The organism is Pseudoalteromonas sp. CuT4-3 (genome assembly GCF_035666335.1).
Taxonomy (GTDB): domain Bacteria; phylum Pseudomonadota; class Gammaproteobacteria; order Enterobacterales; family Alteromonadaceae; genus Pseudoalteromonas; species Pseudoalteromonas atlantica.
In genome coordinates, this window is the sequence record NZ_CP142030.1 from 2,198,266 (window position 1) to 2,225,229 (window position 26,964).

General features: G+C 41.3%; 22 protein-coding genes. 8 read left to right on the forward strand and 14 right to left on the reverse strand.

Features of this window, described 5'->3' with window-relative positions:
- Positions 1 to 18 precede the first annotated feature (18 nt).
- Positions 19 to 669 carry a SprT family zinc-dependent metalloprotease gene (locus VOI46_RS10030; protein WP_004589190.1) on the reverse strand — a complete coding sequence of 217 codons (651 nt, stop codon included), beginning with the start codon at positions 667 to 669 and terminating at the stop codon, positions 19 to 21.
- 309 nt (positions 670 to 978) lie between these two features.
- On the opposite strand from VOI46_RS10030, the gene VOI46_RS10035 reads away from it, so the two are divergent.
- Together VOI46_RS10035 and VOI46_RS10040 are read left to right on the forward strand one after the other, a co-directional pair.
- Positions 979 to 4,311, forward strand: coding sequence for an MHYT domain-containing protein (locus tag VOI46_RS10035; RefSeq protein WP_004589189.1), 3,333 nt, complete (start codon positions 979 to 981; stop codon positions 4,309 to 4,311).
- 9 nt (positions 4,312 to 4,320) lie between these two features.
- Positions 4,321 to 5,316 carry a two-component system response regulator gene (locus VOI46_RS10040; protein ID WP_004589188.1) on the forward strand — a complete coding sequence of 332 codons (996 nt, stop codon included), beginning with the start codon at positions 4,321 to 4,323 and terminating at the stop codon, positions 5,314 to 5,316.
- Here VOI46_RS10040 and VOI46_RS10045 read toward each other — a convergent pair.
- Positions 5,313 to 5,741, reverse strand: a complete 429-nt coding sequence (locus VOI46_RS10045; RefSeq protein WP_126007538.1) for a VOC family protein — start codon at positions 5,739 to 5,741, stop codon at positions 5,313 to 5,315. The two genes, VOI46_RS10040 and VOI46_RS10045, sit on opposite strands and share 4 nt — an antisense overlap.
- 1 nt (position 5,742) lies before the next feature.
- On the reverse strand, positions 5,743 to 6,399 hold the full coding sequence (locus tag VOI46_RS10050; RefSeq protein WP_004589186.1) for an HD domain-containing protein: 657 nt from the start codon (positions 6,397 to 6,399) through the stop codon (positions 5,743 to 5,745).
- Between the two features lie 140 nt (positions 6,400 to 6,539).
- Here VOI46_RS10050 and VOI46_RS10055 point away from each other — a divergent pair, with 140 nt between their 5' ends.
- The gene (locus tag VOI46_RS10055) at positions 6,540 to 7,730 is read left to right on the forward strand and encodes a class I SAM-dependent methyltransferase (RefSeq protein WP_004589185.1); all 1,191 of its coding nucleotides are present in this window, start codon (positions 6,540 to 6,542) and stop codon (positions 7,728 to 7,730) included.
- 96 nt (positions 7,731 to 7,826) lie between these two features.
- On the opposite strand, the gene VOI46_RS10060 is transcribed toward VOI46_RS10055, so the two are convergent.
- From VOI46_RS10060 to VOI46_RS10110, 11 genes are all read right to left on the reverse strand, one after another.
- The gene (locus tag VOI46_RS10060) at positions 7,827 to 8,123 is read right to left on the reverse strand and encodes a PilZ domain-containing protein (RefSeq protein WP_004589184.1); all 297 of its coding nucleotides are present in this window, start codon (positions 8,121 to 8,123) and stop codon (positions 7,827 to 7,829) included.
- A gap of 9 nt (positions 8,124 to 8,132) precedes the next feature.
- Entirely contained in the window at positions 8,133 to 8,513 is a 381-nt protein-coding gene (locus VOI46_RS10065) for a response regulator (protein WP_024034218.1), read from the reverse strand.
- A gap of 74 nt (positions 8,514 to 8,587) precedes the next feature.
- Positions 8,588 to 12,475: an ATP-dependent RNA helicase HrpA gene (gene hrpA / locus VOI46_RS10070; protein ID WP_282337922.1), complete on the reverse strand. Its 3,888-nt coding sequence runs from the start codon at positions 12,473 to 12,475 to the stop codon at positions 8,588 to 8,590.
- A gap of 95 nt (positions 12,476 to 12,570) precedes the next feature.
- Positions 12,571 to 13,605, reverse strand: coding sequence for an isoaspartyl peptidase/L-asparaginase (locus VOI46_RS10075; protein ID WP_282337923.1), 1,035 nt, complete (start codon positions 13,603 to 13,605; stop codon positions 12,571 to 12,573).
- Positions 13,606 to 13,850: 245 nt separating this feature from the next.
- The gene (locus VOI46_RS10080) at positions 13,851 to 14,558 is read right to left on the reverse strand and encodes a SapC family protein (RefSeq protein ID WP_004589180.1); all 708 of its coding nucleotides are present in this window, start codon (positions 14,556 to 14,558) and stop codon (positions 13,851 to 13,853) included.
- 338 nt (positions 14,559 to 14,896) lie between these two features.
- Positions 14,897 to 15,607, reverse strand: coding sequence for a 6-phosphogluconolactonase (pgl, locus tag VOI46_RS10085; RefSeq protein WP_126007548.1), 711 nt, complete (start codon positions 15,605 to 15,607; stop codon positions 14,897 to 14,899).
- Positions 15,608 to 15,610: 3 nt separating this feature from the next.
- Positions 15,611 to 17,083 (reverse strand): glucose-6-phosphate dehydrogenase, encoded by a 1,473-nt coding sequence (gene zwf / locus VOI46_RS10090; protein WP_004589178.1) that lies wholly within the window; start codon positions 17,081 to 17,083, stop codon positions 15,611 to 15,613.
- A gap of 268 nt (positions 17,084 to 17,351) precedes the next feature.
- A complete protein-coding gene (gene pgi / locus VOI46_RS10095) occupies positions 17,352 to 18,998 on the reverse strand; it encodes a glucose-6-phosphate isomerase (protein WP_004589177.1) in 1,647 nt (548 codons plus the stop codon).
- A 518-nt stretch (positions 18,999 to 19,516) separates the two neighbouring features.
- The gene (locus VOI46_RS10100) at positions 19,517 to 21,742 is read right to left on the reverse strand and encodes an aminotransferase class V-fold PLP-dependent enzyme (RefSeq protein WP_273603778.1); all 2,226 of its coding nucleotides are present in this window, start codon (positions 21,740 to 21,742) and stop codon (positions 19,517 to 19,519) included.
- Positions 21,743 to 21,868: 126 nt separating this feature from the next.
- The gene (locus tag VOI46_RS10105; RefSeq protein WP_004589175.1) at positions 21,869 to 22,945 is read right to left on the reverse strand and encodes an AI-2E family transporter; all 1,077 of its coding nucleotides are present in this window, start codon (positions 22,943 to 22,945) and stop codon (positions 21,869 to 21,871) included.
- The gene (locus tag VOI46_RS10110) at positions 22,938 to 23,156 is read right to left on the reverse strand and encodes a hypothetical protein (protein WP_004589174.1); all 219 of its coding nucleotides are present in this window, start codon (positions 23,154 to 23,156) and stop codon (positions 22,938 to 22,940) included. The genes VOI46_RS10105 and VOI46_RS10110 overlap by 8 nt, the downstream gene beginning before the upstream one ends.
- 147 nt (positions 23,157 to 23,303) lie before the next feature.
- On the opposite strand from VOI46_RS10110, the gene VOI46_RS10115 reads away from it, so the two are divergent.
- From VOI46_RS10115 to VOI46_RS10135, 5 genes are read left to right on the forward strand one after another with little or no spacing between them, the layout of a single operon-like run.
- Positions 23,304 to 23,969 carry a hypothetical protein gene (locus VOI46_RS10115; protein ID WP_004589173.1) on the forward strand — a complete coding sequence of 222 codons (666 nt, stop codon included), beginning with the start codon at positions 23,304 to 23,306 and terminating at the stop codon, positions 23,967 to 23,969.
- Between the two features lies 1 nt (position 23,970).
- Entirely contained in the window at positions 23,971 to 25,428 is a 1,458-nt protein-coding gene (locus VOI46_RS10120) for a M48 family metalloprotease (protein WP_004589172.1), read from the forward strand.
- Positions 25,429 to 25,482: 54 nt separating this feature from the next.
- A complete protein-coding gene (gene arsC / locus VOI46_RS10125) occupies positions 25,483 to 25,830 on the forward strand; it encodes an arsenate reductase (glutaredoxin) (protein ID WP_004589171.1) in 348 nt (115 codons plus the stop codon).
- Positions 25,830 to 26,384, forward strand: a complete 555-nt coding sequence (wrbA, locus tag VOI46_RS10130; protein WP_004589170.1) for an NAD(P)H:quinone oxidoreductase — start codon at positions 25,830 to 25,832, stop codon at positions 26,382 to 26,384. The genes arsC and wrbA overlap by 1 nt, the downstream gene beginning before the upstream one ends.
- Positions 26,381 to 26,824 (forward strand): DUF2069 domain-containing protein, encoded by a 444-nt coding sequence (locus VOI46_RS10135; RefSeq protein ID WP_004589169.1) that lies wholly within the window; start codon positions 26,381 to 26,383, stop codon positions 26,822 to 26,824. Before wrbA ends, VOI46_RS10135 begins: the two co-directional genes overlap by 4 nt.
- The last annotated feature ends 140 nt before the right edge of the window (positions 26,825 to 26,964 follow it).

The following is a 26,964-nucleotide window of genomic DNA, read 5'->3' on the forward strand; positions in this document are numbered from 1 at the left end:
TAAAACTTCATTTTTAGACTAATTATCAAATACCCACTGTAATGTTGCCCCGTGGTTTTTAAGCCATGCTGATGCAGATTTATAATCGGGATAAAAATTAGCTACGCGCTTCCAAAAAGCGCTGCTGTGGTTCAAATACTTTAAATGAGCCAATTCGTGCACAATAACATAATCAATTATATGATGAGGCGCCCCAACAAGGTTAAGGCTAAAGGTTAGCTCTCGCCGAGAATTACAACTCCCCCACTTACGTTTATAACTTCCAATCGTCAATTTAGTCGGTAATGCTTCTGACATCTGTTGGCAATAATAAGCTAAACGCATTTCAATGTAGTTTGTTAGCATTTCTTCAAGGGCAAGGCAAAGTAACTGCTTGCGTTTTTCAGGCTGTTTTTTTACTCGATTAGAAGTATAAATAGTAAATACGCTATCGGATTGCTGAACATGCGAGCGTGTCCCTTTTGCAAAAGTAATGGTATATGGCTTAGCAAAAACCATTATTTGCTGGTTTTTAAACGGGTGTTGTTGAGTATCAATGGCGTTAAGTTGTTTATGCAATTGCGCAGTTACCCACTCTTTTTTACTAAACAGCCATTGTTCTATTTGTAGTTTTGGCACGTGTGTAGGCGCATAAACAGTAACTAATTTTTGGCTAACTTTTATTGCCACTGTTTTACGCCTTGCACTGCGTTTTAGCTGATACTCAAACAAGGTGTATGCTCTAAATATAAATAAAAGCGTATTATAAAGCCTTATTTAATCAATGCAGTTATTTTGCGATAAATAAATGGGCTCAGTGTTTATTATTATTTTTATTTACGCAAAATCACGTCTTATTAATAAAGTACGCTACGCATGTTAATACTTTAATGCTAAAAAGTAACCTCGCTGATTTATAATATAAATTATTAGATTAACAGTTTATTTATAAAATAAATCTATTAAACTAGTTCAATAAAGATACTAATTTGAGCCACTATGCTGTCTGCATTTTTTATAACCGACCACGATCCGCGCCTCATTATCAACGGTGCATATAACCCTATACTGGTTAGTTTATCGGTCATTACCGCTATTTTTGCTGCCTTTTTTACGATCTGGTTGGTTGATGTAGCAAAGCAAACGCAATTCGAAAGCTATAAACGCTTAGCTAATGTAACCGGTGCCACGGTTTTATCGGCCGGTATTTGGAGCATGCATTTTATAGGTATGCTGGCCTTTTCGTTATGCACAAACATTAGCTATGATCCACTCATTACCATGTTGTCTTTTTTACCGGCGTTTATTTCATGTCAGTATGCTTTTTCGATTTTAGTAAAATCGCAAGGGTCATATAAAAACCTTATTATTTGCTCTATTTTACTAGGCTCAGGCATTGGTACAATGCACTACAGCGGTATGGCAGCAATGGAGCTGGCCCCGTTACTACGTTACGATGCAATCATATTTGCTTTATCAATTGTGGTCGCTGTTGGTTTATCGTTTATAGCACTTTTTACGCGTTATCATTTAACGCGTTTGCTACCTAATTTATCACAACTGCAAGCGCGCGCCATTACCGCTGTTATTTTAGGCTCAGCGGTGGCAGGCATGCACTATATGGGTATGGCCGCTACCCGCTTTGTTGCAACCTCTCCGCTTTTACCCGATTATCAAGAGTCAACCACTGAGCTTGCTTTTGTGGCTATTGCCGTAGCTACCGCGACCGTTGCTATAACCTGTGTCATTGCAGTTATAAATGGCATGGTTAGATACCGCTTACTGCTTGAGGAAAAATCGGCGGATGAATCTCGACTAAATGCTATTTTAGGCACTGCTATTGATGGCATTGTGACTATAGATCACACCGGCATTATTTTGAGCTTTAACGAAGCTGCCAGCAAAATTTTTGGTTGGCGAGAAAACGAAGTCCAAGGTCATAATGTAAAAATGCTGATGGCCGATGAAATCGCTCGCCACCATGATGGCTATTTGTCTCACGCCAAAAATGTAGATCTAGGAAAAGTAATTGGTATAAATAGGGATGTGTCTGCCAAACACAAAGATGGCCACCTTTTTCCTATTCGCTTAGGTATAGGGGAAGTTAATCAGCCAGGCCATATGCCGTTATATGTTGGCTTTATCACCGATTTAACCGAACAACGCGCTATGCAGCAAAGTCTTATTGAAAAAGAGCAAAAGTACCGCTCTTTAATGGATAATATGCCTGGCGCTGCTTTTCGCTGTAAGTACGACGAAAACTGGAGCATGTTATTTATCAGCCCAACAGTGGCTGAGCTAACAGGGTACACGCCAGAAGAGTTCACAGAAAGCTGCATTGAACTTAACGACCTTATTTTAAAAACAGATCAGCCAACGGTAAACGAAGCCGTAGCGCAAGCCATGACCTCAAGTTTAAAGTACTCGGTAGAGTATCGTATTCGCCACCGTAACGGCAAAGTTGCCTGGGTATTAGATAAAGGCAGTATTACCTGTGATAAAGATAATAACCCGCAGTGGATAGATGGGGTATTGGTTGATATTACAGAACAAAAAGAATACGAAGACAAACTTGAGCAGGCAAAATTGCAAGCTGAAGAAGCAGCGCACGCTAAGCAATCTTTTATGGCTAATATGAGCCATGAGATCCGCACGCCGATGAATTCTATTATCGGTTTTAGCGACCTACTGATGGACACTCCGCTAAACCAAGAACAGCAAAAGCACTTGGTTACAGTTAATAATGCGGCGCGTTCATTATTAAGGTTACTTAACGAAGTGCTTGATACCGCAAAACTTGAGCGCGGAAAGCTAACTATTGAACCCGTTCACTTTAGTTTAAAACAAGTACTCGATAGCATTATTTCGACATTTTGGCTTGAAGCAAAAAAGAAAGACTTGCGTTTAAAGTTGAACATTAAAGATTCTGTTGCCACAACTTACTATGGCGACCCAGATAGGTTAAGGCAAATTTTAACTAACCTCATCGGTAACGCCATTAAATTTACCGAGCAAGGTTCGGTTGAGCTAACTGTAAGTACTACGCAAACTGATCAGCTCTTTTTTGAAGTGCAAGATACCGGCATAGGTATTGCCAAAGACCGTGTTAAAGCTATATTTCAGCCGTTTGTTCAGGCCGATGGCACCACTACTCGTCGCTTTGGCGGTACAGGCCTTGGAACAACCATTAGTAAACAATTAGTAGAGCTAATGGGCGGCACTATAAACCTAGTCAGTGAAGAAAACAAAGGTAGCTGCTTTTACTTCTCTTTACCGCTTAAACAAGGCGATGCAGAAAAAATAGACCATTTCGATGGCCTGCACACTCAATTACCATCGCTAAGGGTACTTGTGGTGGATGATATTGAGCAAAACACCGAGCTGCTTTCGTTATTACTTTCTAAAGATCAACATTTGGTAAGCAAAGCAAGCAACGGTTTAGAGGCTATTGCAATATTCGAGAAACAAGATTTTGATGTCATCTTAATGGATATTCATATGCCTGAGTGTGATGGCATAGAAGCAACCACAAAAATTAGAGCCATAGAAAAGCAAAGGCAGCTTAAATTTACCCCCATTATTGCGTTAACGGCAAGCGTCCTACAACAAGATAAACTCACAGCTAAACGTGCTGGCATGAACGGCTTTGCTAATAAGCCGATAGATATAAATCAGCTTAACCAAGAAATTGCTCAGGTGCTTGGCTTAGGTATTGCTAAAGATATGGTTATTAGCCAATCAGACCCTGAAGCTAAACACATCGACTTTGAAAAAGGTGTGATGCTTTGGGGTAATAAATGCAAGCAGTTAACCGAAATTGCCAAATTTATAAATGACAGCAATAAACGATTTGATATTTTATTTAACAGTAAGTTATCTGAGATTAAAAACGCCAATAGCCTGATACATACCCTTAAAGGGGTCGCTGGTAATTTAGGCCTAACAACATTAATGACTTTATTAGCCAATTTAGAGCGCGAGCAAACTTCTGAGCAATCTAAAGCGTTAGTAACACAAATAAAAGACGAGTTAGAGACAATAACGCAATTAATATCAGGCGATGAATGCGCACAAATAACGCCTGCTGAGAGTGAAAATACTGAGCAAAAAAACACGCTAAGCGCGGCTGAATTAAAGTCACTGTGTGAAACGCTGCACCATGAAGCGCAAAGCGCCGAGCTCAACGATGATTTGCTTGCGCAGCTTGAAAATAACGCCCCTGCACACTTACAAACTCAAATAAATGAGGTTGTAAACGCATTTGATGAATTTGACTTTGATCAGGCGCAACACGTGCTAGACGGTCTAATTAAAGAGTTTACCCAAGAATGAGAATATTGAATGGATTTTAGCAACGACAAACCTCGTATATTAATCGTTGACGATGAACCTGCTAACTTAAAAGTCATGCGAGAAGTATTAGGTAATCAATACCGTATGTCTTTTGCTAAATCGGGCGCTGCAGCACTTGCGCTACTGGAAAAAGAACAGCCTAAACTTATATTACTCGATATCATGATGCCCGATATGAATGGCTTTGAGGTCTGCGAAATACTTAAAAGCACACCCGCGCTTTCGCATATCCCAATTATTTTTGTAACGGCTTTGGGTGATGAAAGCGATGAGTTTAAAGGCTTTGAACTTGGCGCTGTTGATTACATTACTAAACCTATTAGCCCCGCGATTGTGCGCGCACGTGTTAAAACGCATTTATCGCTCGTACAAGCCGAGCAATTAAAGCAAGCCCATGTTGATTTAGTACATCGGTTAGGCCGCGCTGCAGAGTACAAAGACACAGACACTGGCGAGCACATTGCTAGGATGAGCCAATACAGTAAATTATTAGCATTAGAATTTGGCATGGGTGAGCAACAAGCAGAGCTACTTCGCCAAGCAGCCCCCATGCACGATGTAGGTAAAATAGGTATTCCGGATGCTATTTTATTAAAGCCTGGGCGATTAACCCCTGACGAATTTGACCACATGAAACAGCATGCGGCTATTGGCGCACAAATTTTAGCAAATTCCTCATCACCGCTATTACAACTTGCCCATAAACTGGCTATAGAGCACCACGAAAAGTGGGATGGCAGTGGCTACCCTAATGGTTTAAAAGGCGAACAAATATCGGTTGAAGGACGTATTGTGGCTATTGCAGATGTATTTGATGCCCTTACCTCAAAACGCCCGTATAAAGAGGCTTGGGGTGTAGAAGAGGCGCTTGAGAATATGCAAGCACAAGCGGGTAAACACTTTGACCCCCACCTCATCAATTTATTTGTAAATAAGCTAGATGCTATAATCGCAATTAAAAGCGCTCACCAAGAGCAACACTAAGTATTGCGCGTGCGTGAGCCTTGTTTTACATCACCATATACCGCTTTTATGTGCGGGTAGTCATGAGAGGTTATTTCGTGGCTATTTCCACTGTTATCTTTAAAATAAAGCGAAAACGTTACACTGTGATCGGCCAGTACAGTTTTTATGTTTAAGCCATTTAAATAATCAACCCAACCAATAAACTGTGCACCGGTTGCTGCAAACGCAATACCTTTGCTTCGCCCTTGTCCTTCAAATAACGCTAAACGCGTTGTTTTTGCGCTATCTTCAAGTGTGAGTGGCCCCTTGCCATTTTCATCCCAAAAGGCAAGCTCTTCAACTACGCTAAAGCCTAGTACCTGCTTGTACCACTTTAGCGCTTCTTGGATGTTTTCAACATTAAGGTGGCAATGATCAATGCCCGATAATAAAGGCGCGCTCATATTATTGACCAATTTCTGATTTTAGCTGCTCTAAAAACGCATACATATACTCTGTGCGTCGCTCTGCCTCGGCTTTAGCTGAGGGCGTATTCATGCTCTTAGCAATATGAAGCAATTTAATAAAAAAATGATCAAGGGTATAGGTTTTATCATCTGCTTCGCGGTTAACACAAAATGGGTCATCAGGGTTATACAGTAAGCGGCTAATAGAGCCCCCTACTTTCATACAACGGCTAACGCCTATTGCACCGAGTGCGTCCATTCTATCGGCATCTTGCACGATTTGCGCTTCTACAGTTTTAACCGCTATATTGGCGCTAAAGCTATGGGCAGCGATAGCATGATGAATATCATCAAACAAACATGCGTCGTAGTTAATTGATTTTAAAAACGCAATGGCTTTATCTGCCGCCATAGTAGATGCTTTTGCTCTATCAGGGTGGTTTTTCGCCACCGCAACACAATCGTGCATCCACGCCGCTGGCAAAACAATATTCATATTGGCTTGCTCGGCGTGACATAATTGAATGGCAACACGCACTACGCGTTCAATATGCGTTATGTCGTGTGCTACATCGGCATGTATTAACGAAGTAATAAATGAGCGACATTGAGAATCAAGCTGTTGTAACTCAGGGCTTAAAGCAGTGTTGGCCACAGTGATGTTCCAAAAAACTAATTTATATGAGAATTATCCGTACTTTAACGTGCTTTACACCTCCCTTGCAAAACATTCATTGTATGTTGCCCTATGCTTGACTAAAATACAGCGCTTATTTATTTCAACTGAGAAGCCTTATGTCATCTGCCGTTTACCTACAAGCTGGTCGCGAAAAATCATTAAAAAGAAAACACCCTTGGTTATTTTCAAAAGCCATCAAAAAAATTAAAGGTAAACCAGGCCTAGGTGATACGGTTACCATTCACGACAGCGAAGGTAAATTTTTAGCCACCGCTGCTTATAGCCCTCACTCACAAATAAGAGCGCGTGTGTGGAGCTTTGATGAAAAAGAAGTAATAGACCAACACTTTTTTGAGCGTCGCTTACGCCGTGCTTTACATGCCCGCGAGCATGCAATAGCCGAAGGCGGTTTAACTGGCTTTAGGTTGTGTGCTGCTGAGTCTGACTACTTGCCAGGTGTAACCATTGATAAGTTTGATAACACCTTAGTTTGCCAATTACTAAGTGCCGGCGCTGAGCGCCATAAAGGTGAAATTGTAGGCGCGTTAATGGCTATTTTTCCTGGTGCGAATATTTATGAGCGCTCAGATGTAGACGTGCGCACCAAAGAAGGCTTAGAACCTTTTAAAGGTGTACTGTGGGGCAACGAACCTTCAGAGCCTGTGGTTATTGAAGAAAATGGCTTAAAGCTTGAAGTAGACATTTTAGAAGGTCATAAAACAGGCTTTTACCTGGATCAACGTGATAGCCGCGCAGCACTTGAGCGCTTTTCAAAAGATAAAACCGTATTAAATTGCTTTAGCTACACAGGTACTTTCTCACTTTACGCACTACGTGGTGGCTGTAAACACGTCACTAATGTTGATGTATCACAACCAGCACTGGATACCGCTAAGCGTAACGTAGAGCACAATAACTTAGATTTAAATAAAGTCGATTTTGTAAAACAAGATGTGTTTAAGCTATTACGCCAATACCGTGAGGAAGGCAAACAGTTTGATACTATTGTGATGGACCCTCCAAAATTTGCAGACAACAAAGCGCAGTTAACCGGTGCGTGTCGTGGTTATAAAGATATAAACATGATTGCTATGCAAATATTAAAACCAGGCGGTACATTACTTACCTTCTCGTGCTCTGGATTAATGGAACAAAACTTGTTTCAAAAAGTGGTAGCAGACGCTGCGCTAGATGCAGGTAAAGAGCTATTGATTATGGAGCGTTTAAATCAAGCGGCCGATCACCCTATTGCTGGCAGTTACCCTGAAGGCTTTTATTTAAAAGGCTTGATTTGTAAGGTTTACTAAAAATTATTGTTATTACCTACAAGGACGTAGGTAATAAAATCGAACGTTATTTAACACCTGCAATAGCAAAAGCCAGCCGCTAGGTGTTTATTCAATTTAATTAAACTGAACTATTTCTAATCCTGCGGTAATGGTGCCATCGTCTTCTTTGCTAGCACGTATAACTTTAGCCGTTGCATTTAAAGAGGCAATACTTGGGTGAGTCGACTCTATATTAACCTGTAGCAAAGTATCGAGCTCAAGCAAGTCATCTAAATGTAGTGATAACCCAGTGGCACTTAAATCAACACATTCTGCGGTATAATTAAGCCCAGCAACAGGCTCTATTGTTGTTAATTGCGCAGGAGTATTAACCTGCATACGTCTAAAATTGCGCTTATCTTCAGTAAACATGCATCACCTTTAAACAACCGTGTTTATTTGCTCAAATAAAGTACCCATCGAAAACGGTTTTACTACATAGGCATCACACCCTGCATCAAAGCCAGCTTGCTTTTCCGAGGGCGACTCTAAGCCCGAAACCATAACAACAGGTATATTTTTAGTTTCAGGCGTGTGCTTAAGCATCCGACATGTATCATACCCATCGAGGCCAGGCATACATACATCAAGCAAAATAATATCCGGCGGGTTAGCAATGGCAGACGCCAAACAGCTTTTACCCGAGTCAGCATAACTAACATCAAATTTTGAGGTCAGGGCAGATTTAAGCATTTCATAATTGAAATACTCGTCATCTACAACTAACAATCGCTTAATCTTATGTTCAACCGATGAGGACATAGGTATGTCGCTTCCTTCTCAACCAAAAATAAATCCTTCTATTAAGGTACTAAGCTTAATAGAAAATGCAAGTTTTATTCTATCTCTTTTATCGCATTCATAACGCGTTTTGCAGAAATAGGATATGGGGTACCTAAGGTTTGCGCAAACAGTGACACCCTAAGCTCCTGCTGCATCCAAAAAATAGCGTTTACCTGTTGCGGAATAGGCAAGCCTTTTGGAATTTTATTTACGAGCTTTTTGTACTCTTGCGCTACTTTTTCAAGTTCTAAAACGCACAATCTATCGCGGTTAGGATCAACAGGCAGTTTTTCTAAACGTTTTTGAATCGCTTTTAAATAACGAATTAGGTCGGGCATTTTATTCGCACCGTGAGCGCTCACAAACCCTTTGAAGATAAGTGACTCAAGCTGCGATTTTATATCGCCATGGGCAGTTATCATAGTTAAATCGACACGCCCTTTCATTTTTTTATGTAACGCATGAGCAATGCTTAAAACTTGTTCAACCAGTGTGGCAATTTCGACCACAGCATCGCCTAGTTCGCCCCTAATTTGCTCTTTAACTTTATCAAAACCGTTTTCATCGCGTATATCGCCATGCTTTATTAATAAGCTGTCTACGCCGGCGGCAATACAATCATCAATTAAATCTGCAATTTTCCCAAACGGATTAAAGTACAAGCCCAGTTTGGCTTTATTAGGCAAGTTTTGCTGAAGGTACTTTATTGGCGACGGCACATTTAATAATACTAAACGCCGTAAACCTTGCTGATGCGCTTGCTGGGCTTTTTCTTCACTATCAAAGAGCTCAATTGCCGCTGTGGATTTTTTATCTACCAGCGCTGGGTAAGCTTTTATTTCGTATTGGCCTTGCTTTTTAACGTACGAGGCAGGCAAAGCGCCAAAGTCCCATTGTGTTAAATCGGCTTTTTCAATGCCTTTATCGGCCACCTTTGATAGCGTATCGGTTACTTTGCCTTGCAGCTGTGTTTTTAGTTTTGCTAAATCTAGTCCGCGTGCAAGCAATTTATCGTGCTCATCACGCACCTCATACTGCAATCTTAAATGAGGCGCCAGTGCGTTTAAATCCCACGCTTCTATATCTACTTTTACGCCTGTCATTCTTAGTAAGCGTGTAGTAAGTGCATCAAGTAAGCTGCCTTGCATAGGCTCAATGGCAGCCAGTACAGCATCAGCGTAATTGGGAGCTGGTACAAAGTTTCGACGTAACGACTTAGGTAACGATTTAATTAAACCACTTATTAGCTCATGCCTAAAGGCAGGTATGTGCCAATCAAACCCAGTTTCTTGCACTTGGTTTAAAAGTGCTACCGGTATTTGTACAGCCACCCCATCAACAGCTTGTCCTGGATCAAAATGATAGCTCAGCGGCAAAATAATATTATCTTGCTGCCATGTATCAGGGTAATCAAACTCAGTAATATTACTTGCACCGTGTTGCATAAGCTCTTCACGGGTCATGTATAGGTAGCGTTTGTCTTTTTGCTTTTGGGTTTTATACCACTTTATAAAGGCTGCACGGTTGTTGATTTCTTTAGGTATTTTTTTATCGTAAAATTCAAATAACGTTTGCTCATCCACCAAAATATCGCGACGTCGCGATTTATGCTCAAGTACCTGAATATCTTCTATTAGCTCGCGGTTGTACGCTAAAAATTGCTCATTTAAGCCAAGCTCTTGCTCTACAAGGGCGGTGCGTACAAACAGCTCACGGCTAACTTTAGGGTCTATATTGCTATACACACAGCGGCGTTTATTAACCACCAATAAGCCGTACAAGGTTTGTTGCTCGAACGCGATAACAGCGCCTGGTTTTTTCTCCCAATGCGGCTCAGAATAGCTTCGTTTTACTAAATGCTGTGCAAGGGGCTCTACCCAATTAATATCTATTTTGGCATTAATACGTGCGTATAGTTTACTGGTTTCTACCAGCTCTGCCGACATAATCCATTTGGGGCTCTTTTTAAATAATCCAGAACCCGGAAAAATATTAAACTGGCTATTACGAGCACCTTTATATATTTGCTTTTCGTCTTTAAAGCCTATGTGACTTAATATGCCGCTCAGTAGCGCTTTGTGTATTAGCTCAGAGTCAGCCACTTGCGTGGTGGCTTTAATTTTCATTTCGTTGCACACAGTGCTTATTTGATAAACAATGTCTTGCCACTCACGAATACGCATATAAGCTAAAAAGTCTTTTTGGCACAACTTTCTAAACTGGCTATTTGTCAGCTCACTTTGCTGCTCTTCTAGGTAATTCCAAAGATTTAAAAAGGCAATAAAATCCGAGTCAGGGTCATCAAAGCGGCTGTGTTTTTCGTTCGCTGCGGCGCGTTTTTCTTGCGGGCGCTCTCGGGGGTCTTGAATCGATAGCGCTGCGACAATAATAATAACTTCTCGTAGTGCACCGAGCTTATTAGCCGTCAACACCATTTTAGCTAAGCGCGGGTCGACCGGTAAGCGGCTAAGCTCACGCCCTGATTGCGTTAAACTCGTTTGATGGCGCTTTTTACTCGGCTTAATCGCCTGAAGTTCTTCAAGTAGGGTTAAGCCATCGTTAATATTGCGACTATCTGGCGCTTGTACAAACGGAAACTCGCTCATATCGCCAAGCCCTAATGCCAACATTTGCAAAATAACAGAGGCTAAATTAGTGCGCAGTATTTCTGGGTCTGTAAATTCAGGGCGAGATATAAAGTCATCTTGCGAGTATAAACGAATACAAATACCCGCTTCAACACGGCCGCAACGTCCCATACGTTGGTTCGCACTTGCCTGAGAAATAGGCTCAATAGGTAAACGCTGTACTTTAGTACGATAGCTGTAACGGCTAATACGCGCTGTACCTGGGTCTATTACATAGCGAATACCCGGCACCGTTAATGAGGTTTCGGCCACGTTGGTTGATAAAATAATATGGCGGCGCGAATGCGGTGCAAATATACGGTTTTGCTCTGCGTTAGATAAGCGCGAATAAAGTGGTAATACGTCGGTGTGTTTTAAATTACGTTTAGAGAGCGCCTCTGCAGTATCGCGTATTTCGCGCTCGCCATTTAAAAATATGAGAATGTCCCCGGGCCCTTCAGCGCACAGCTCATCTACCGCATCAAAAATACCTTGCAGTTGGTCGCCTTCGGCTTCCATAGCGTCTTTATTTATATCGCTTATAGGGTTATAGCGCACCTCAACGGGGAATGTACGTCCCGACACTTCAATAATTGGCGCATCATCAAAGTGCTTTGAAAAACGTTCAGGATCAATGGTCGCCGAGGTAATAATAACTTTTAAGTCGGGGCGCTTTGGCAGTAAGTTTTTTAAATACCCTAAAATAAAATCGATATTTAAGCTGCGCTCATGGGCTTCATCAATAATGATGGTGTCGTACTGATTTAAAAAGCGGTCTTGTTGTATTTCGGCGAGCAAAATACCGTCGGTCATCAGTTTTACATACGTATTATTAGAAACCTGATCACTAAAACGTATTTTAAAACCGATTTGTTGGCCAAGCTCACATTTCATTTCCTCAGCAATTCGGTTAGCTACACTGCGCGCGGCTAAACGTCTTGGCTGGGTATGGCCAATAAAGCCATCAACCCCACGGCCAAGCTCTAAACACATTTTTGGTATTTGCGTGGTTTTACCTGAGCCTGTTTCACCGGCAATAATCACCACTTGATTATTCGCAATGGCGTCTTTAATGACGTCCTTTTTTTGACTTACCGGTAATTGCTCAGGGTACGTTACAGCGGGCAGCTCAGCTAAACGTTTTTCACGTAGCTGCTGGCTGCGGGTAATATCAGCCGCTATTTTTTCAAGGGCATTGGCCTGCTTAGTCTCGTCTTGTATTTTTTTTACGCCATGTAAGCGTTTTTTAAATATAAACTGATCTTTTTTTAAGCACGTTTTAAGCTCGCCAAACAACTGACCTAGGTTTACCACCCGCACACCTTATAAATTTAATAAATGAGGGCTAATAGTATCAAAATAAACACGCAGCGTTAATCCTACAATCCCTATAAGGCTTATATATCATGCTATTGGTTTTTAAAAATGCCCACAAAGGTTGATTGCGTGTTCGATTTGCTTGCTCGGTACATGCCCGAGGTATTAAATGGCATACTAATATGACCTTTAGCATCTACAATAATAACCCCACCTGTACCACCTGTAGGCGCAAGTACTTGGTTAATAACCTCATCCCCAGCTTGTTCAATGGTTCTATTTTGATATTTAACGCGTGCACAAATATCACTGGCAACACTGTAGCGAATAAAATACTCGCCGTGACCGGTGGCCGACACCGCACACGAATCGTTTTCAGCAAATGTACCCGCGCCAATCACAGGGGAATCGCCAATGCGGCCAAAGCGTTTTGCGGTCATGCCACCTGTAGATGTACCTGCGGCTAAATTGCCGTTTTTATCAAGTGCCACTGCGCCTACGGTGCCCATTTTATAATTTGTAGGCAGGGCTTTATGCGCAGCTTGGTAGTCTTTGCTGGTTGCTTTTTCTTTTTCTAATTTTTGCTTTGCTTTTATAAGTGCTTCATAACGGTGCTTAGTATCAAATATATTATTTTCTATCAGCGCAACGCCCTGCTCTTTTGCAAATTCTTCAGCGCCTTGACCACTAAGCATTACGTGTACTGAGTTATCCATTACTAAGCGGGCTAATTGAATTGGGCTTTCTATGTGCTTTACGCCAGCGACCGCACCCGCTTGACGGTTTCGCCCATCCATTATTGAGGCATCAAGTTCATGGCTGCCATCATAGGTGTACACTGCACCACGCCCAGCATTAAAGTAAGGCGACTGCTCTAATACTTCAATAGCAGTGGTGATTGCATCTAAACTTTCGCCGCCCTTTTCAAGTACGGTGTAACCCGCTTCAACAGCTTCGGCTAGTTTTGCTCGGTAGGCTTTTTCTTGCTCTGGGGTAAATTTTGCTTTTTCAATTGTGCCTGCTCCACCATGAATCGCTATAGCAAACGGGGCTTGTTCACTTAATGCTTGCGTGCTTAGTGTTAAGCAGCCGCTGGCTAAAACTGACAATAAGAATTTTTTTTTCATAGTGCGCTCTTTTTTAAATTTAGTATTGAATTTACTTTGAATGGTTACACGTATTTTTTCAACTAATATCAACGGCATTAAGTTAGCACTTTATTTAAGCAGCTAATAAACAGCCTAATAACAAAGCGAAATACGAGGGTGTTATTTCCCTTCATCACCCCTACTTTTTAACCCAATTGGCATAGAGTAAGTTTAATGGCACAAAAAAAGCGCCATCAGGCGCTTTTTACTAAACGTGTATGTAATTACGCGTCTTGCTTAGCTTTTAAACGTGCTAAACGTGCTACTTGGTGAGTAGATGTTAAGAACGAATAAATAGGTGCTAAGTAACCGCGCTTACGAAGCTCTAAAAATTCTTCATCGCTAAGCGAGTTAAGTTTTTTCTCATCGATAAGGTAAATACCGTTGATGTCTTTTTTCTCGCCTTTAATGTCTACTGTTAGCGTTTGCGCTACTAGTAGCTCTTTATCAGCTAAGTATTTAGTGAATGCTTCTGTTACTTGAGAAAACTCAATGAAAGACACTAAAGACTCTTTACGACGCTTTAAGTAGTCTGTTTCTTCACCGTTTTCAAATAATGCGTTGCCTTCTTCTTCACCTACAAGCGAGCTTGCTTCGTCAATCACAATACCGTACTGATCTTGCTCAGGGTGCTTTACTAGACCTAATGGGTAACGCGTTGATGCCATAGGCGCAAAAGCTGCTGTCCATTTACCATCTTCTACAAACAGGTTTTCGCCTGGCTCTAGGCCAAACATTGCAACTGCTTGGAAAGTACCGCTTTCGTTGTTTTTAACAAAAGACATTGGGAATTCATTTGCTACGCGTGCAAACTCATGTGCAACTACTGGCACTAAATGTTGAGTTTTCATAAATTCAACGTTGATGCCGTTTTGAATTTTAGTGTTGGCATGCTTTTCGTTGTGTAAAGGCTGTACTTGTTGCTCCGCCATGTTACTGCTCCGTTTATTTTTAATATATATGTTTCATTGTTAATGCCTTTAGGCTAATGCTTTTGAACGAAAAAAGGAAGGGAAAGTTTTATGACAACCGTCATGAAAAAATAAAGTTTAACTAAATCTGGGCGTTGCTAAAAAACAGACAATAAAAACGTAACCAATACGCTCAAAAACAGTACAAATAACGGGTGATTTTAATACAGCGCTATAAAAACCATTAACATTGGTTAACAGTTTGACGGTATTTTTCGAATAGATTTAGCATGTTATTTAGCCAAATAAAAAGGCAGCTTAATTAAGCTGCCTTTTTAAACTGTAAATGAGCGGCTAAATTAAGGCGCCCAATACACTTCAATATTTATGCTTGGGTGGTTTAGCACAGCGCGAAGTGGCATATCGTTTACATCACCACCCGCTTTAGCTTGCTTGTATACCGCTAGCTTTTCTTCACCACTGATCAGGAGTTTAACCACTTTAGAGTTTGCTATTGCATTTAAAGTCAGTGTCATGCGCTCTGTAATGCTGCCTGTCACGTCACTTTCTATTGCATTAATAGCGCACACAGTTTGCTGTGTTGTTAAACCATGCTCAAGACCCTGCGCATGTGGGAACAAAGAGGCTGTATGGCCATCTGGGCCCATGCCTAAAATTGTTACATCATACGGTGCTTTTAAAGCGCTATAAGCGGCTTCACATACTTGTGCGCCCTGCTCGGCCGTTGCTGCATCGTTTTTCATGGTAATAAAATTAGCGGCACTGCCATAATTTTGTAACAAGGTGCTTTTTATAAACGCTTCGTTACTTTTTTCGTGGCTTGGCTCAACCCAGCGCTCATCAACCATGGCAACATCTACATTTTGCCAATCTAAATCAAGCGTTGATAAGTGCTTGTACGCCGGCGCCGGAGACGAACCGCCCGATACCATTAGCACAGCACGGCCATCACTTTTTATGCCATCACGTAAAGATTGCTCAAGCGTGTGTGATAGCTCAGCGGTTAACTCATCTTTTGAGTCAAAAAATTTTTCAACAAGTGTTGCCATACCTTACGCCTTATCGCCTGTGTTAAACCACACGTGGTTGTTTTCAGCTAATAATTCATCAGCATCATCCGGTCCCCAGCTACCAGCACGGTAAAGTGCAGGTTTGCCTTTGGTTTGCCAGCGCTCAATAATTGGATCTATCCATTTCCACGCTTGACGAACTTCGTCACGGTGTATAAATAACGATGGGTTATTAGCTGCAGCATCAAGCATTAAGCGTTTGTACGCATCAGAATGGAAACCATTGCTGTATGCTTGAGAAAGCTCAATATTCATCGTTACCGGCTCTAATTGCATTTCAAGATTATCAAGGCGCTTAGACATAAGCGTTAATTGAATCGTCTCTTCCGGCTGCAAACGAATAACAAGGCGGTTTGGCTCAATATTACCCACGTTCTCTTCATAAATATTGTGCGATACTTTTTTGTACTCAACCACAATTTCTGCACAACGTTTAGCCATACGCTTACCAGTACGAAGGTAAAAAGGTACCCCCGCCCAGCGCCAGTTATCAATGTGTGCACGAATAGCCACAAAGGTTTCTGTTTTACTTGAACCTTCGTTAAGCTCTTCCAAGTAACCTGGTACAATTTTACCGTTTAAATCCCCTGGTACGTATTGACCGCGAACGATATTTTCATCTACGTCACCTTCTAGTAACGGACGAAGTGCTTCTAATACTTTAAGTTTTTCAGTACGGATGCTATTTGCGTTTAGTTTATTTGGTGATTCCATTGCCACTAAGCACAATAACTGTAACAGGTGGTTTTGCACCATGTCGCGCAGTGCACCGGCTTTATCGTAAAAACCAGCACGGCTTTCAAGGCCTACCGTTTCAGATAAACTAATTTGAATATTATCAATAGATTTAGCATCCCACATGTTTTCAAACAGTGAATTTGAAAAACGCAGTGCCATTAGGTTTTGTACTGTCTCTTTACCTAAGTAGTGGTCAATACGGAAAATTTGCTCTTCGTCAAAAAACTCTGCAATTTTACCATTGATAGCCTCTGCTGATTCGCCGCAGTAACCAATTGGCTTTTCAACAACCACACGTGAAGTGGGTGTGATCAAACCTTTCGTTGATAAAATTTCACAACATGTGCCGTAAACAGCAGGCGGAAGTGATAAATAAAATACGCGAGATTTATTGCTGTCGTGCTCATCTAAAATGCCTTTTAGTACATCCCAGTTGTCGTCAGCTTCAGTTACGTTGCTTACTACAGGCACTAAGTAAGTAGAAAATGCTTTCCAATCTTTAGCGTTAAATTCGCCTTTACTTAAAAACTCTTTCAGTGCGTTGTGTGCTGTTTCTATGTAGTCAGCACGCTTACTTTCTTCACGCACTGTAGGCAGAATACGCGAGCCTTCTGGTAAGTTGCCTTCTTGATATGCTCTGTACATTGCAGGTAGCAATTTGCGTAACGCAAGATCACCACCGCCCCCAAAAATTATAATATCAAAAGGATTAAGCATAGTTACTCTCTACGTTTGTAATACCTAAAAGCGACTTCCATAAGCCGCTTGGTATGCAGGTTTAGTGCTTGAATGACAGTGGCTCTTAGTGTTAATAAAAGCCTATTGAATGTTTTACGCTATGGCGTTTTATTTATTATTTGACTGTTCGCACAATTAAATGAGTCTTAGGAGTCCTGTAAATCCTCTCACAAAAATACAGGCCCTAAGAACTCCAGCGCTACCCGTTCAAAGGTACTCGGTTTGCTTATTTACATAAGCGAATATATTACTGCGTACGGTGTTGCTTGTAGTACGCGATTAAGCCATTTGTTGAACTATCGTGGGCGTGTTTTACGCTGTCATCGGTTAGTTCGCTTTCAATTTTAGAGGCAAGGCCTTTACCAAGCTCTACACCCCATTGATCAAATGAGCAAATTTCTAAAATTATGCCTTGGCAGAAAATTTTATGTTCGTACAGTGCAATTAAGCGTCCTACTGTTTTTGCATCAACTGTATCTAGCAGTATAGATGTTGTAGGGCGATTACCCTGATGAATTTTATGATTTAGTAACTCATCAATTTGCGCTTGTGTTTTACCTTTAGCGGCTAAATCTTCTGTGACTTGCTGTGCATCTACACCGCTCATCATTGCTTCTGTTTGCGCTAAAAAGTTAGATAATAAAATATCGTGATGCTTATCTACGGCTACCTGCGGCTTAACTGAGGCAATAAAATCAGCAGGTACAATTACATTACCTTGGTGTAAACACTGATAAAACGCATGTTGGCCGTTAATACCGGTCATACCCCAAATAATAGGAACCGTTGTATAAGGTACGGTTTCGCCAGCAAAGTTTACGTGTTTACCGTTACTTTCCATCTCACCTTGTTGTAAATACGCAGGTAACATATGAAGCGCTTGGTCGTACGGTAAAATAGCTTGCGACGTAAAGCCTAAAAAGCTGGTATTCCATACACTAAGTAGTGCCATTATAAGCGGAATATTTTGCTCAAATGGGGCTGCTTTAAAGTGCTCATCTACTTCAAATGCGCCTTCTAAAATAGCTTCAAACGCGTCATAACCTAGGTATAACGCAATAGGTAAGCCTATCGCACTCCAAAGTGAAAAGCGACCCCCAACCCAATCCCACATAGTGAATACGTTTTCATCGCTAATACCAAAGGCTGCGGTTTTTTCTAAGTTTGTGCTCACAGCAACAAAATGCTTAGCAATGGCGCTGTCATCTTTTGCTGTTTGTAAAAACCAATCAACGGCCGTTTTGGCGTTGGTCATGGTTTCTGATGTGGTAAATGTTTTCGATGAAATAACAAACAAGGTTGTTTCTGGGTCAATTGCTTTTAACACAGAGGCAATTTGAACACCGTCAGCATTAGATACGTAATGAACATTTAAAGTGTCATCAGCAAGTGCTTTTAGCGCTTCGGTTGCCATTTGCGGGCCTAGGTTTGAACCACCTACACCAATGCTTACCACATCTTTTACTGCTTTACCTGTGTAGCCTACCCACTGCCCACTGCGTACTTTTTCTACAAAGGTTTTAATTTTTGCTAATTCGTTATCAACCGCTTGCGTTACGTCTTCGCCGTCAACAACTAAAGGTGTATGGGCACGATTACGTAAAGCAGTATGAAGAACAGCACGCTCTTCTGTAATATTGATTTTTTCACCGCTAAACATCTTGTCGCGCCAAGAGGCAATGTCACACTCTTTAGCAAGCTCGATGAGTTGTGCAAAAATAGTTTTATCAATACGCTGCTTTGAATAATCAAACAACACACCCGGAATCTGAGTAGAGAATGCATCAAATCGTGTATCATCTTGTGCAAATAACGTTTTTAGATGGGTTTGTTTCATCTGCGCGGCACTATTTTGTAGTGCTTGCCAACTTGCTAATTGCGAACGATTAGACATGTAAATATCCTCTAAAATATTTAAATTAATGATTTAAAAACAGTTTTAGGTAAAAAGACTTCGCTAATTGCGCGTAGTGCTAGTAAAAAAGCAAGCGCTTAGTATAACGAAAAAAGCAATAAAAATGCTGTTTTTATAATTTATGATGCAGATAATAACGCAATTTTTTACTTTTGACACCGGTATCATAAAAATTTTATGAATTAATTACCCACAAATTTTAAGCATTTAATAGTTTAAACAACATTTATTAAATATTCATGAATTAGGGCCTGTTGACCTTTTAGGATTAAAATTTGTACAAACTAGGAACAATTTAATCCTGCCGCGAGGTTTGTTCCCTTATGGGCTCAGTAACTGCTCTTGCGTTACGCTACTGGCTTACATCCATGTAAAAATACCAAACACACTGCTGCAAATTAAACTTCGAAACATTATAGGCCCAAAGCATAAAATGCATCGTATGCACTCGCCTAGCTTTATAGGTGGTTAAAACATCCTCAAAACTAGGCCCATAATTAGCTCACCAACGCCAAGCCACCCGCTACGTTATAAATATTCGCAAAGCCTAATTGCTGCAAATTTGCCGCTGCAATTTTAGAACGATTGCCGCTTCTACACAGTAATATATAGGTGTGCTGCGGGTTTAATTGATTTTGTACTATGGCGTTAGCCATACGGCTAAGTGAAATATTAAGCGTATTAGCTAAAGGCGCGGCAAAAAGCTCCGCCACATTAATTGCGCCATGTTCATACGGCTCACGGGTATCAATTAAATACACATTTTTTTGCGTTAGTAACGCTTTAGCTTGTCCAAAGTCTAGCTGCTTAGTGTCTGTTTGCACCGCCGCCTGTACATAGCCACACAGTTGGTCACTGGTTTGCCTATGCAGCTGATCGTGTTGTGCTTTTAGCTGTGCAAATTGCGCCGTACTTATTTCTCCATTTAATAACGGGCTAAGCAAAGGCGTTTGTGCACGTACAGTACGCCAGTTAATGGCAAAGCATTGCTGATAGTCATGCCCCGAACAAATAACCGTATCGTCACTTATTTGCTCAGCAAGGGTAATAAGTGAGTGTGCCATTTGCGTTGCACTGCCCCCTTCAAGCGAGGTATTGCCAAGTCCTGCAGGTAAAATTAAATCACCGCAAAAACAATAATCAATATGGCCTGTGGTGCGCTCTTTTAATAAATAACTAACGCTGTCTTTGCTGTGCCCTGGGGTTGGCTCTATGGTTAGCGTTTTTGTACCAAGCTCAATGCTATTTTGCATCGCATGCGTTGTGCCTAGTACTTCATTTAACAAAGCCACTGCGCTTGGATGGTCTTGGTGCTGGTGGGTATCTAAAATTGCTTTTACGTTGAGCTGTTGTGTGCTCACTATTTTTTCAAAGCGCGGAATAAGCTCTAATACGGGGTCAATGATAACGGCACTGTCGTCGTCACTAACATACAGCCAGCTACACGCCCCTTTATGCCTAAATTGTGTTAACCCCAGCGCGCACACTTCTTGCTTTGGCGACGCACTGTCAGAAACAATTAAGCAATTGGCCTCTAATACCGCCTTTAACGAGCATATACGCTTGCATGCTTGGCTAATTTGCTGCTCGGTTGCAGCAGGCCCAAAAGACAGCCTAATGGCGTTTTCACTTTGCCAATTAGTTGCCCCCATTGCATCAAGCACAAAACTGCGCGTTGCACCTGTACTGCATGCCGAACCACCGCTCACTCTAATGCCTGCTGCGTCAAATAAATCAATAACCTCTTTGGAGGTAAGCGTATCAACAGCAAAATTAAGGGTGGTAGGTACAGAATGTGAAAGATCGTGATTAAAGGTTATATCACCAAAGGTACTTTGCAGCGCATTAAGCAGTTGCGCTCTGTAGCTATTTAATACCTCAACCGACTTAAACGTGTCGTCGTTTTTATCTAGCAGCAAGTTAAACAGTTTATTAAGCCCTGCTATGCCTGGTAGGTTTTCGGTGCCAGAGCGCATGCCGCTTTCTTGCCCGCCCCCCGCAATAAATGGCGTATAGGCACTGCCATTTTTAATGTATAAAAAACCAATACCTTTTGGTGCATAGAGTTTATGGCCCGAAAACGGGGCATAATCTATGCTGGTACTACTAAGCGCTAGCGCTTGTTTACCTAAAGCTTGTACACAATCAACCATCCAAGACACTGATTTATTACGGCTGCGAATAGTATGTTCTATAGCGTTTAGGTCTTGATAAACACCGGTTTCGTTATTAACCGCCATGGTGCAAATCATTAGCGCGTTATTTATGTGCTCACTAATAAACGCTAAATCTAAAACCCCTTTACTATCAACAGGAATAGCCAGTAATTGGGCGTTAATGCCTAAAACGCTATTCCAATGTTTTAACGTGTTAGGCACCGCTTTGTGCTCAGTTGCCCCGTACAATAATACAGGGTTTTTAATCGTATGATTTTTAGCATGAATGAGCGTTGAAACAATGGCTGTTTGTATGCCCTCTGTGGCACCTGAGGTAAAAAGAATATCGCCATCGGGCGCACCAATAACATGGCGTGCATTTTGTCTTGTTTGTTCTAATAAATACTTAGCTTGTATGCCGCTAATATGGGGGCTTGAAGGGTTGCCAAAACAAATTTGCATGGTATGCGACACCACATCGGCAATACAGGGTAAAACAGGTGTTGTAGCGTTTGCATCAAGATAAACTTGGGCTGCTTGTTCATCGTGCAATAAAAACTCAGACATTAAAAACGCACCTTTATTACTAAAAAATATATCTTATACCCAATAGTACATAAGTTTGTTCACGTTGGGTAATAATCAATTAGTAACTTAGGTGCGTTTACTATGCTTTTTTAAACTAAAAGTACGTTACTCTGCCCGCTCTTTTGTTATTTCTCCATGGGTTGATGACCAGGCATTTATTAGCGCTTTAACAAGCGATGCGAGCGGAATGGCAAAAAACACGCCCCAAAAACCCCATAAGCCACCAAAAAATAGCACTGCAACAATAATAAATACGGGATTTAAATCAACGGCCTCAGAAAACAACAAGGGCACTAATACGTTGCCATCGAGCGCCTGAATGACCCCGTAAATTATTAATATGGTCCAAAACTGCGTTTCGATACCAAATTGAAACAGCGCCACCGCCGCAACCGGTATGGTAACCAATGCCGCACCCACAAACGGAATTAACACCGAAAACCCAACCAACACGCCAAGTAAAGCTGCATAACGCAAATCTAGTACAGTAAAGGCAATAAACGAGGTGCCACCCACAATTAAAATTTCGAATACTTTGCCTCGAATATAATTCATTATTTGCTGGTTCATTTCGTGCCACACTTGCAAAATTAACCGTCTCTGTTGCGGAATAAGCGTAGCGGCACTACTCGTAAGCTCAAGCTTGTCTTTAAGCATAAAAAATACAAGTAAGGGTACAAGCACCAAATAAATAAGCCATGCCACAACATCTTTTAGAGAAGTAAGTGAAAACGAGACAATAACTTGGCCAAATTCGAGCGCCTTTGCCTCTACACTTGCCACGATAGCTTGGACCTGCTCGGCATTAATTAAACTGGGGTATTGCTGCGGTAAGGCCATTAAAAATGACTTACCTTGCTCTACCATGTGCGGGGTTTCTTGTACTAAATTACTGGTTTGCTTCCAAAGCACGGGGCCAATAACCAAAATAAGGGTAAGCATAACCCCGGTAAATATCAGCATTACAATTACTGTGGCGCTAAAGCGTTTTAACCCAAAGCGCTCTAAGTGCACGACCGGCCAATCAAGTAAATAAGCAATCACCAATGCCACTAACACAGGAACAATTAACGAGCCAAAAAAGTACAGTAATGCCACAGAGGCAATGAGTAAAAAAAGTAAGGTGACTGAATGAGGATCTGAGAACTTTCTTTCGTACCATGTTTTAACGTATTCAAACATGCAGTGGCTCCACTAGTAATAGTCCTAGGTGTTGATCAAATTTATATGTATATGCATTTTTGCTTAAAAAACGCGTAATATCATCTGCGCTTTCGTCGTTATTTATACTAAACGTTATTGCCTTATTAGATGACTGCGCATTACGAAGCGCTAATTTAAATTGTACAAACTGTTGTGGGCATTTAAATTTTTTTAAATCGCACTCTAACATAACTACTTTACTCGCTAAGTAAAATGAATAATAAGTCGCATATTGTCGGTCATTCTATTTATAAAATGTGAACAGCAGTAACTTTTTCTTAAAACCATTCCAGCAATGGTTTATCCTTATAACATAATTAGCAGTAAGGATAAGTTAATGCCTGGCACGCATAATAAAGCGCAACTACCTAGTAATCCAACTCTCAAAGAGATTAATTGGTATAAAAAGCAGATAAACTGGGGAGAACTCCCGCCTTTTTATCATCTTGTTGCTTCTTCGGTCAGCGAATCTGAAGGAATATTGGAGCACGGATTTGATAATGCTGTAAAAAGCCTGATCAATAAACGCAATTGGAACTTAGACTTACTTGATGGCTATGAAGATGATTTTGGTGAAATACACACCAAGCATAAGCCGCGTATAGCGCTACACCAAGTATTTACCGACCGAGGCTTTGAGCTCTGGGCGCAACCTTATGCTAAAGACATAATTATTGATCAATACGTTAAAGATAACCGCTTTATGGAGTTTAAAGTATGGGATCCGCATTCTATGAAAAACCTGATCCGCATAAATCAGCTCCATAAGTTTATTGGCTTTTATTTTGAGCGCGGCGACAAGGCCGATAAAGCCATTATTTTACATGCACATAAGGTAGTACATAAAATTATTAAATTTTTGCAGCAGGAATTGAACGTTGTAAAGCTTGATGGAGTCACAATAAAAGAACTCTACCAATTGTGCGAAAAAGACAGCCGTGCAAGCAGCGATGAAATTGACATAGCAAAAATTGCCATTGGTGAACAAATTAACAAGGAATAAAATGCAGCTAAAATCAGCCTTTATCACTTTATGCAGTGCCGCGCTTACCTTTAGCCTACTGGTTAGTGAGCCGTTAAAGGCACAAACAAACTTTACGCTACCCGATTTAGGCACGTCTGCGCTACAAGTGTTGCCACTTGAAAAAGAGCAAGCCATTGGCGAAGTGATGATGATGCAAATAAGAGGCTCATCACCGGTAGTAAACGACCCCGTTTTAGACGAATACTTAACCACACTTGGCCGAAAACTTGTGGCTAATGCTAACGACGTGCGTTTTCCTTTTTCGTTTTTTTGGGTAAATAACAACGAAATTAATGCCTTTGCTTTTTACGGCGGGCATGTTGGTGTGCATACGGGGCTTATTGCGCAATCAGATAACGAAAGCCAATTTGCCTCTGTACTTGGGCACGAAATAGCGCACGTAACTCAGCGCCATTTAGCTCGTCGTATTCAGCAACAACAAGACAACAGCGCACTGACTATTGCAGGCATGATAGCCGGTATATTAGCCACCGTTGTTGCTCCCGACGCAGGTATTGCTATTATTTCGGCTAACCAAACCCAGGCTGCGTTTAGCCAATTAACTCACAGCCGTGCTGCCGAGCAAGAAGCCGACAGAATTGGTATGCAAACCCTTAATAACGCCGGTTTTGACGCCCGTGCATCGAGTGAATTTTTAACTAAACTTTCAGCGCAAATAAGATATAAGTACAAACCACCCGCTTTTTTACTGACTCACCCATTGCCAGAGAGCCGTGTATCTGACGTACGCCTACGTGCAGAGCAATTCCCTGTGCGCCATTTAAACCCAAGCCTTGAGTTTAATTTAGCAAAAAGCCGTGTACTTGCCCGTTATGCCAATAAGCCCGAAAATGCCGAAGCGTTATTTAAAAAATTAATGCGCGAAAACAGTTACAACAACACCGCGCTTAAATATGGCTTGGGTATAAGCTTACTTGATCAAGATAAACTAGATGAAGCCGCCGAAATTTTAGAGCCGCTATTAGCGCAAAGTCCTAAAAATTTATTTTATATCGATACCCATACCGATTTACTAATAGCGCAAAAAAAAGCCGACGAAGCGGTAAATTTTTTGGCTGAACTAAATAACTATCGCCCTAACAACCAAGTTATAACTTTAAACTATGCAAATGCGGCATTAGAGGCTGAGCAGTTTGAATTAGCTGAAAACATTTTAAAAAGCTTTTTACTTGAAAAACCCGACCACAACTTAGGTAAACAGCTATTAGCCGATGCCTATAAAAAGCAAGACAAGCTTGCCGCTTATCACGAGGCCAATGCTGATGTGTTATCGCAATATGGCGCGTATATTAAAGCCGCAGACGAAATCCAAAAAGCGCTTAACTTCGTAGAACCCACAGAGCTGGTTAAACAGCAACGCCTAAAAGCCTTGCTTACTCAGTATCGCCGTTTACAAAAAGAGCTGGCAAGGCTTTAAGTCTGTCAGCGCTTGCCCTAAAATAGCGGCAAATTACATTTTGGAACTAATTGTATGTCAGTTACTATTTATCATAATCCACGTTGTTCTAAATCGCGTGAAACCCTCGCATTACTAGAGCAGAACAACGTAACACCAAGCGTAGTAGAGTATTTAAAAACACCGCTTAACCATGAGCAAATAAGCCAACTTTTAGAACAATTAGGGTTTAGCTCAGCTCGCCAGCTAATGCGCACAAAAGAAGATGCATACAAAGCGCTTAACCTAAAAGAAGAAACCAACGAGTCAGAGCTAATAAACGCCATGGTAGACAACCCTAAACTTATTGAACGCCCTATTGTACAAAACAACGGTAAAGCAGCCCTTGGCCGTCCGCCTGAAAACGTATTAAGCGTATTATAATGACGACTCGCATTGTTGTACTGTATCACTCAAGCCATGGCTCGGTTGAGGCTATGGCGCACGAAATAGCCGAATCTATAGAGCAACAGGGTGCCACAGCCGTATTGCGTACCTTTGTTGCTAAAAATCCGCACGATATAGTAATTACAAAAGATGATTTAATAAATTGCGACGGCCTTGCTTTTGGCACACCTACCCGATTTGGCATGATGGCATCGCAAGCAAAAACGTTTTGGGAAACCACCAGCGATCTCTGGCTAAAAGGCCAGTTAATAGATAAACCGGCCTGTGTGTTTTCATCGTCAAGCAGTATGCATGGCGGAAATGAAGCCACCTTACTTAATTTATCATTACCGCTACTACACCACGGCATGATGTTATTAGGGGTACCTTACGAAGTACCAGAGTTACTAGCTACGCAAACCGGCGGCACACCTTACGGGGCAACACATGTAGCCGGCAGTAGTAATACGAATACTTTAAGTAAAGACGAAATTAAAATATGCCAAAGCGTTGGTAAACGCCTCACTCACATTGCGAGAAAACTTCAATGAATACCGCTGACACCCCTGCTAAAAAGCCAATTACTGTAAAATTTCAGCGCACCGCTATTTTTGGCTATGTGGGTTTATTACTTTTATTTCCTCTGTGGATGTACTTTGTACCTCCGCTAAATGGCAACGCAAGTTTTGTATCCTTGTTTGTGCCTATAATCCCGTTACTGTTGCCCTTAAGAGGCTTTATTAAAGACAACACTTACACTTACGCCTGGGCTAACTTTGTTGTTATGTTGTACTTTATACACGGCTTAACCATGCTATGGGCTGCGCCTGATGAGCTAATATGGGTGTTATTAGAGCTTGTTTTTGCCTCAGCCATGTTTATTGGCTGCACGTATTACGCAAGGCACCGTGGGCAAGAGCAAGGCTTAAAAATACGTAAGCTTAAAGAAGAGCTAGCAGAGGAAAAAGCCGCTAACGAATACAATAAATAATACTAATTCGCAAAATAAATTATTTAAGTTGAAAGTTGAAATAATACCAATCCGCATAAGTAAGTAATCTATTTTGAGGATGGAAAAACGTGTTGATAGCAAGGCAAAAAATTCGCTATTTAGTTGTTCTAAATGAGAGT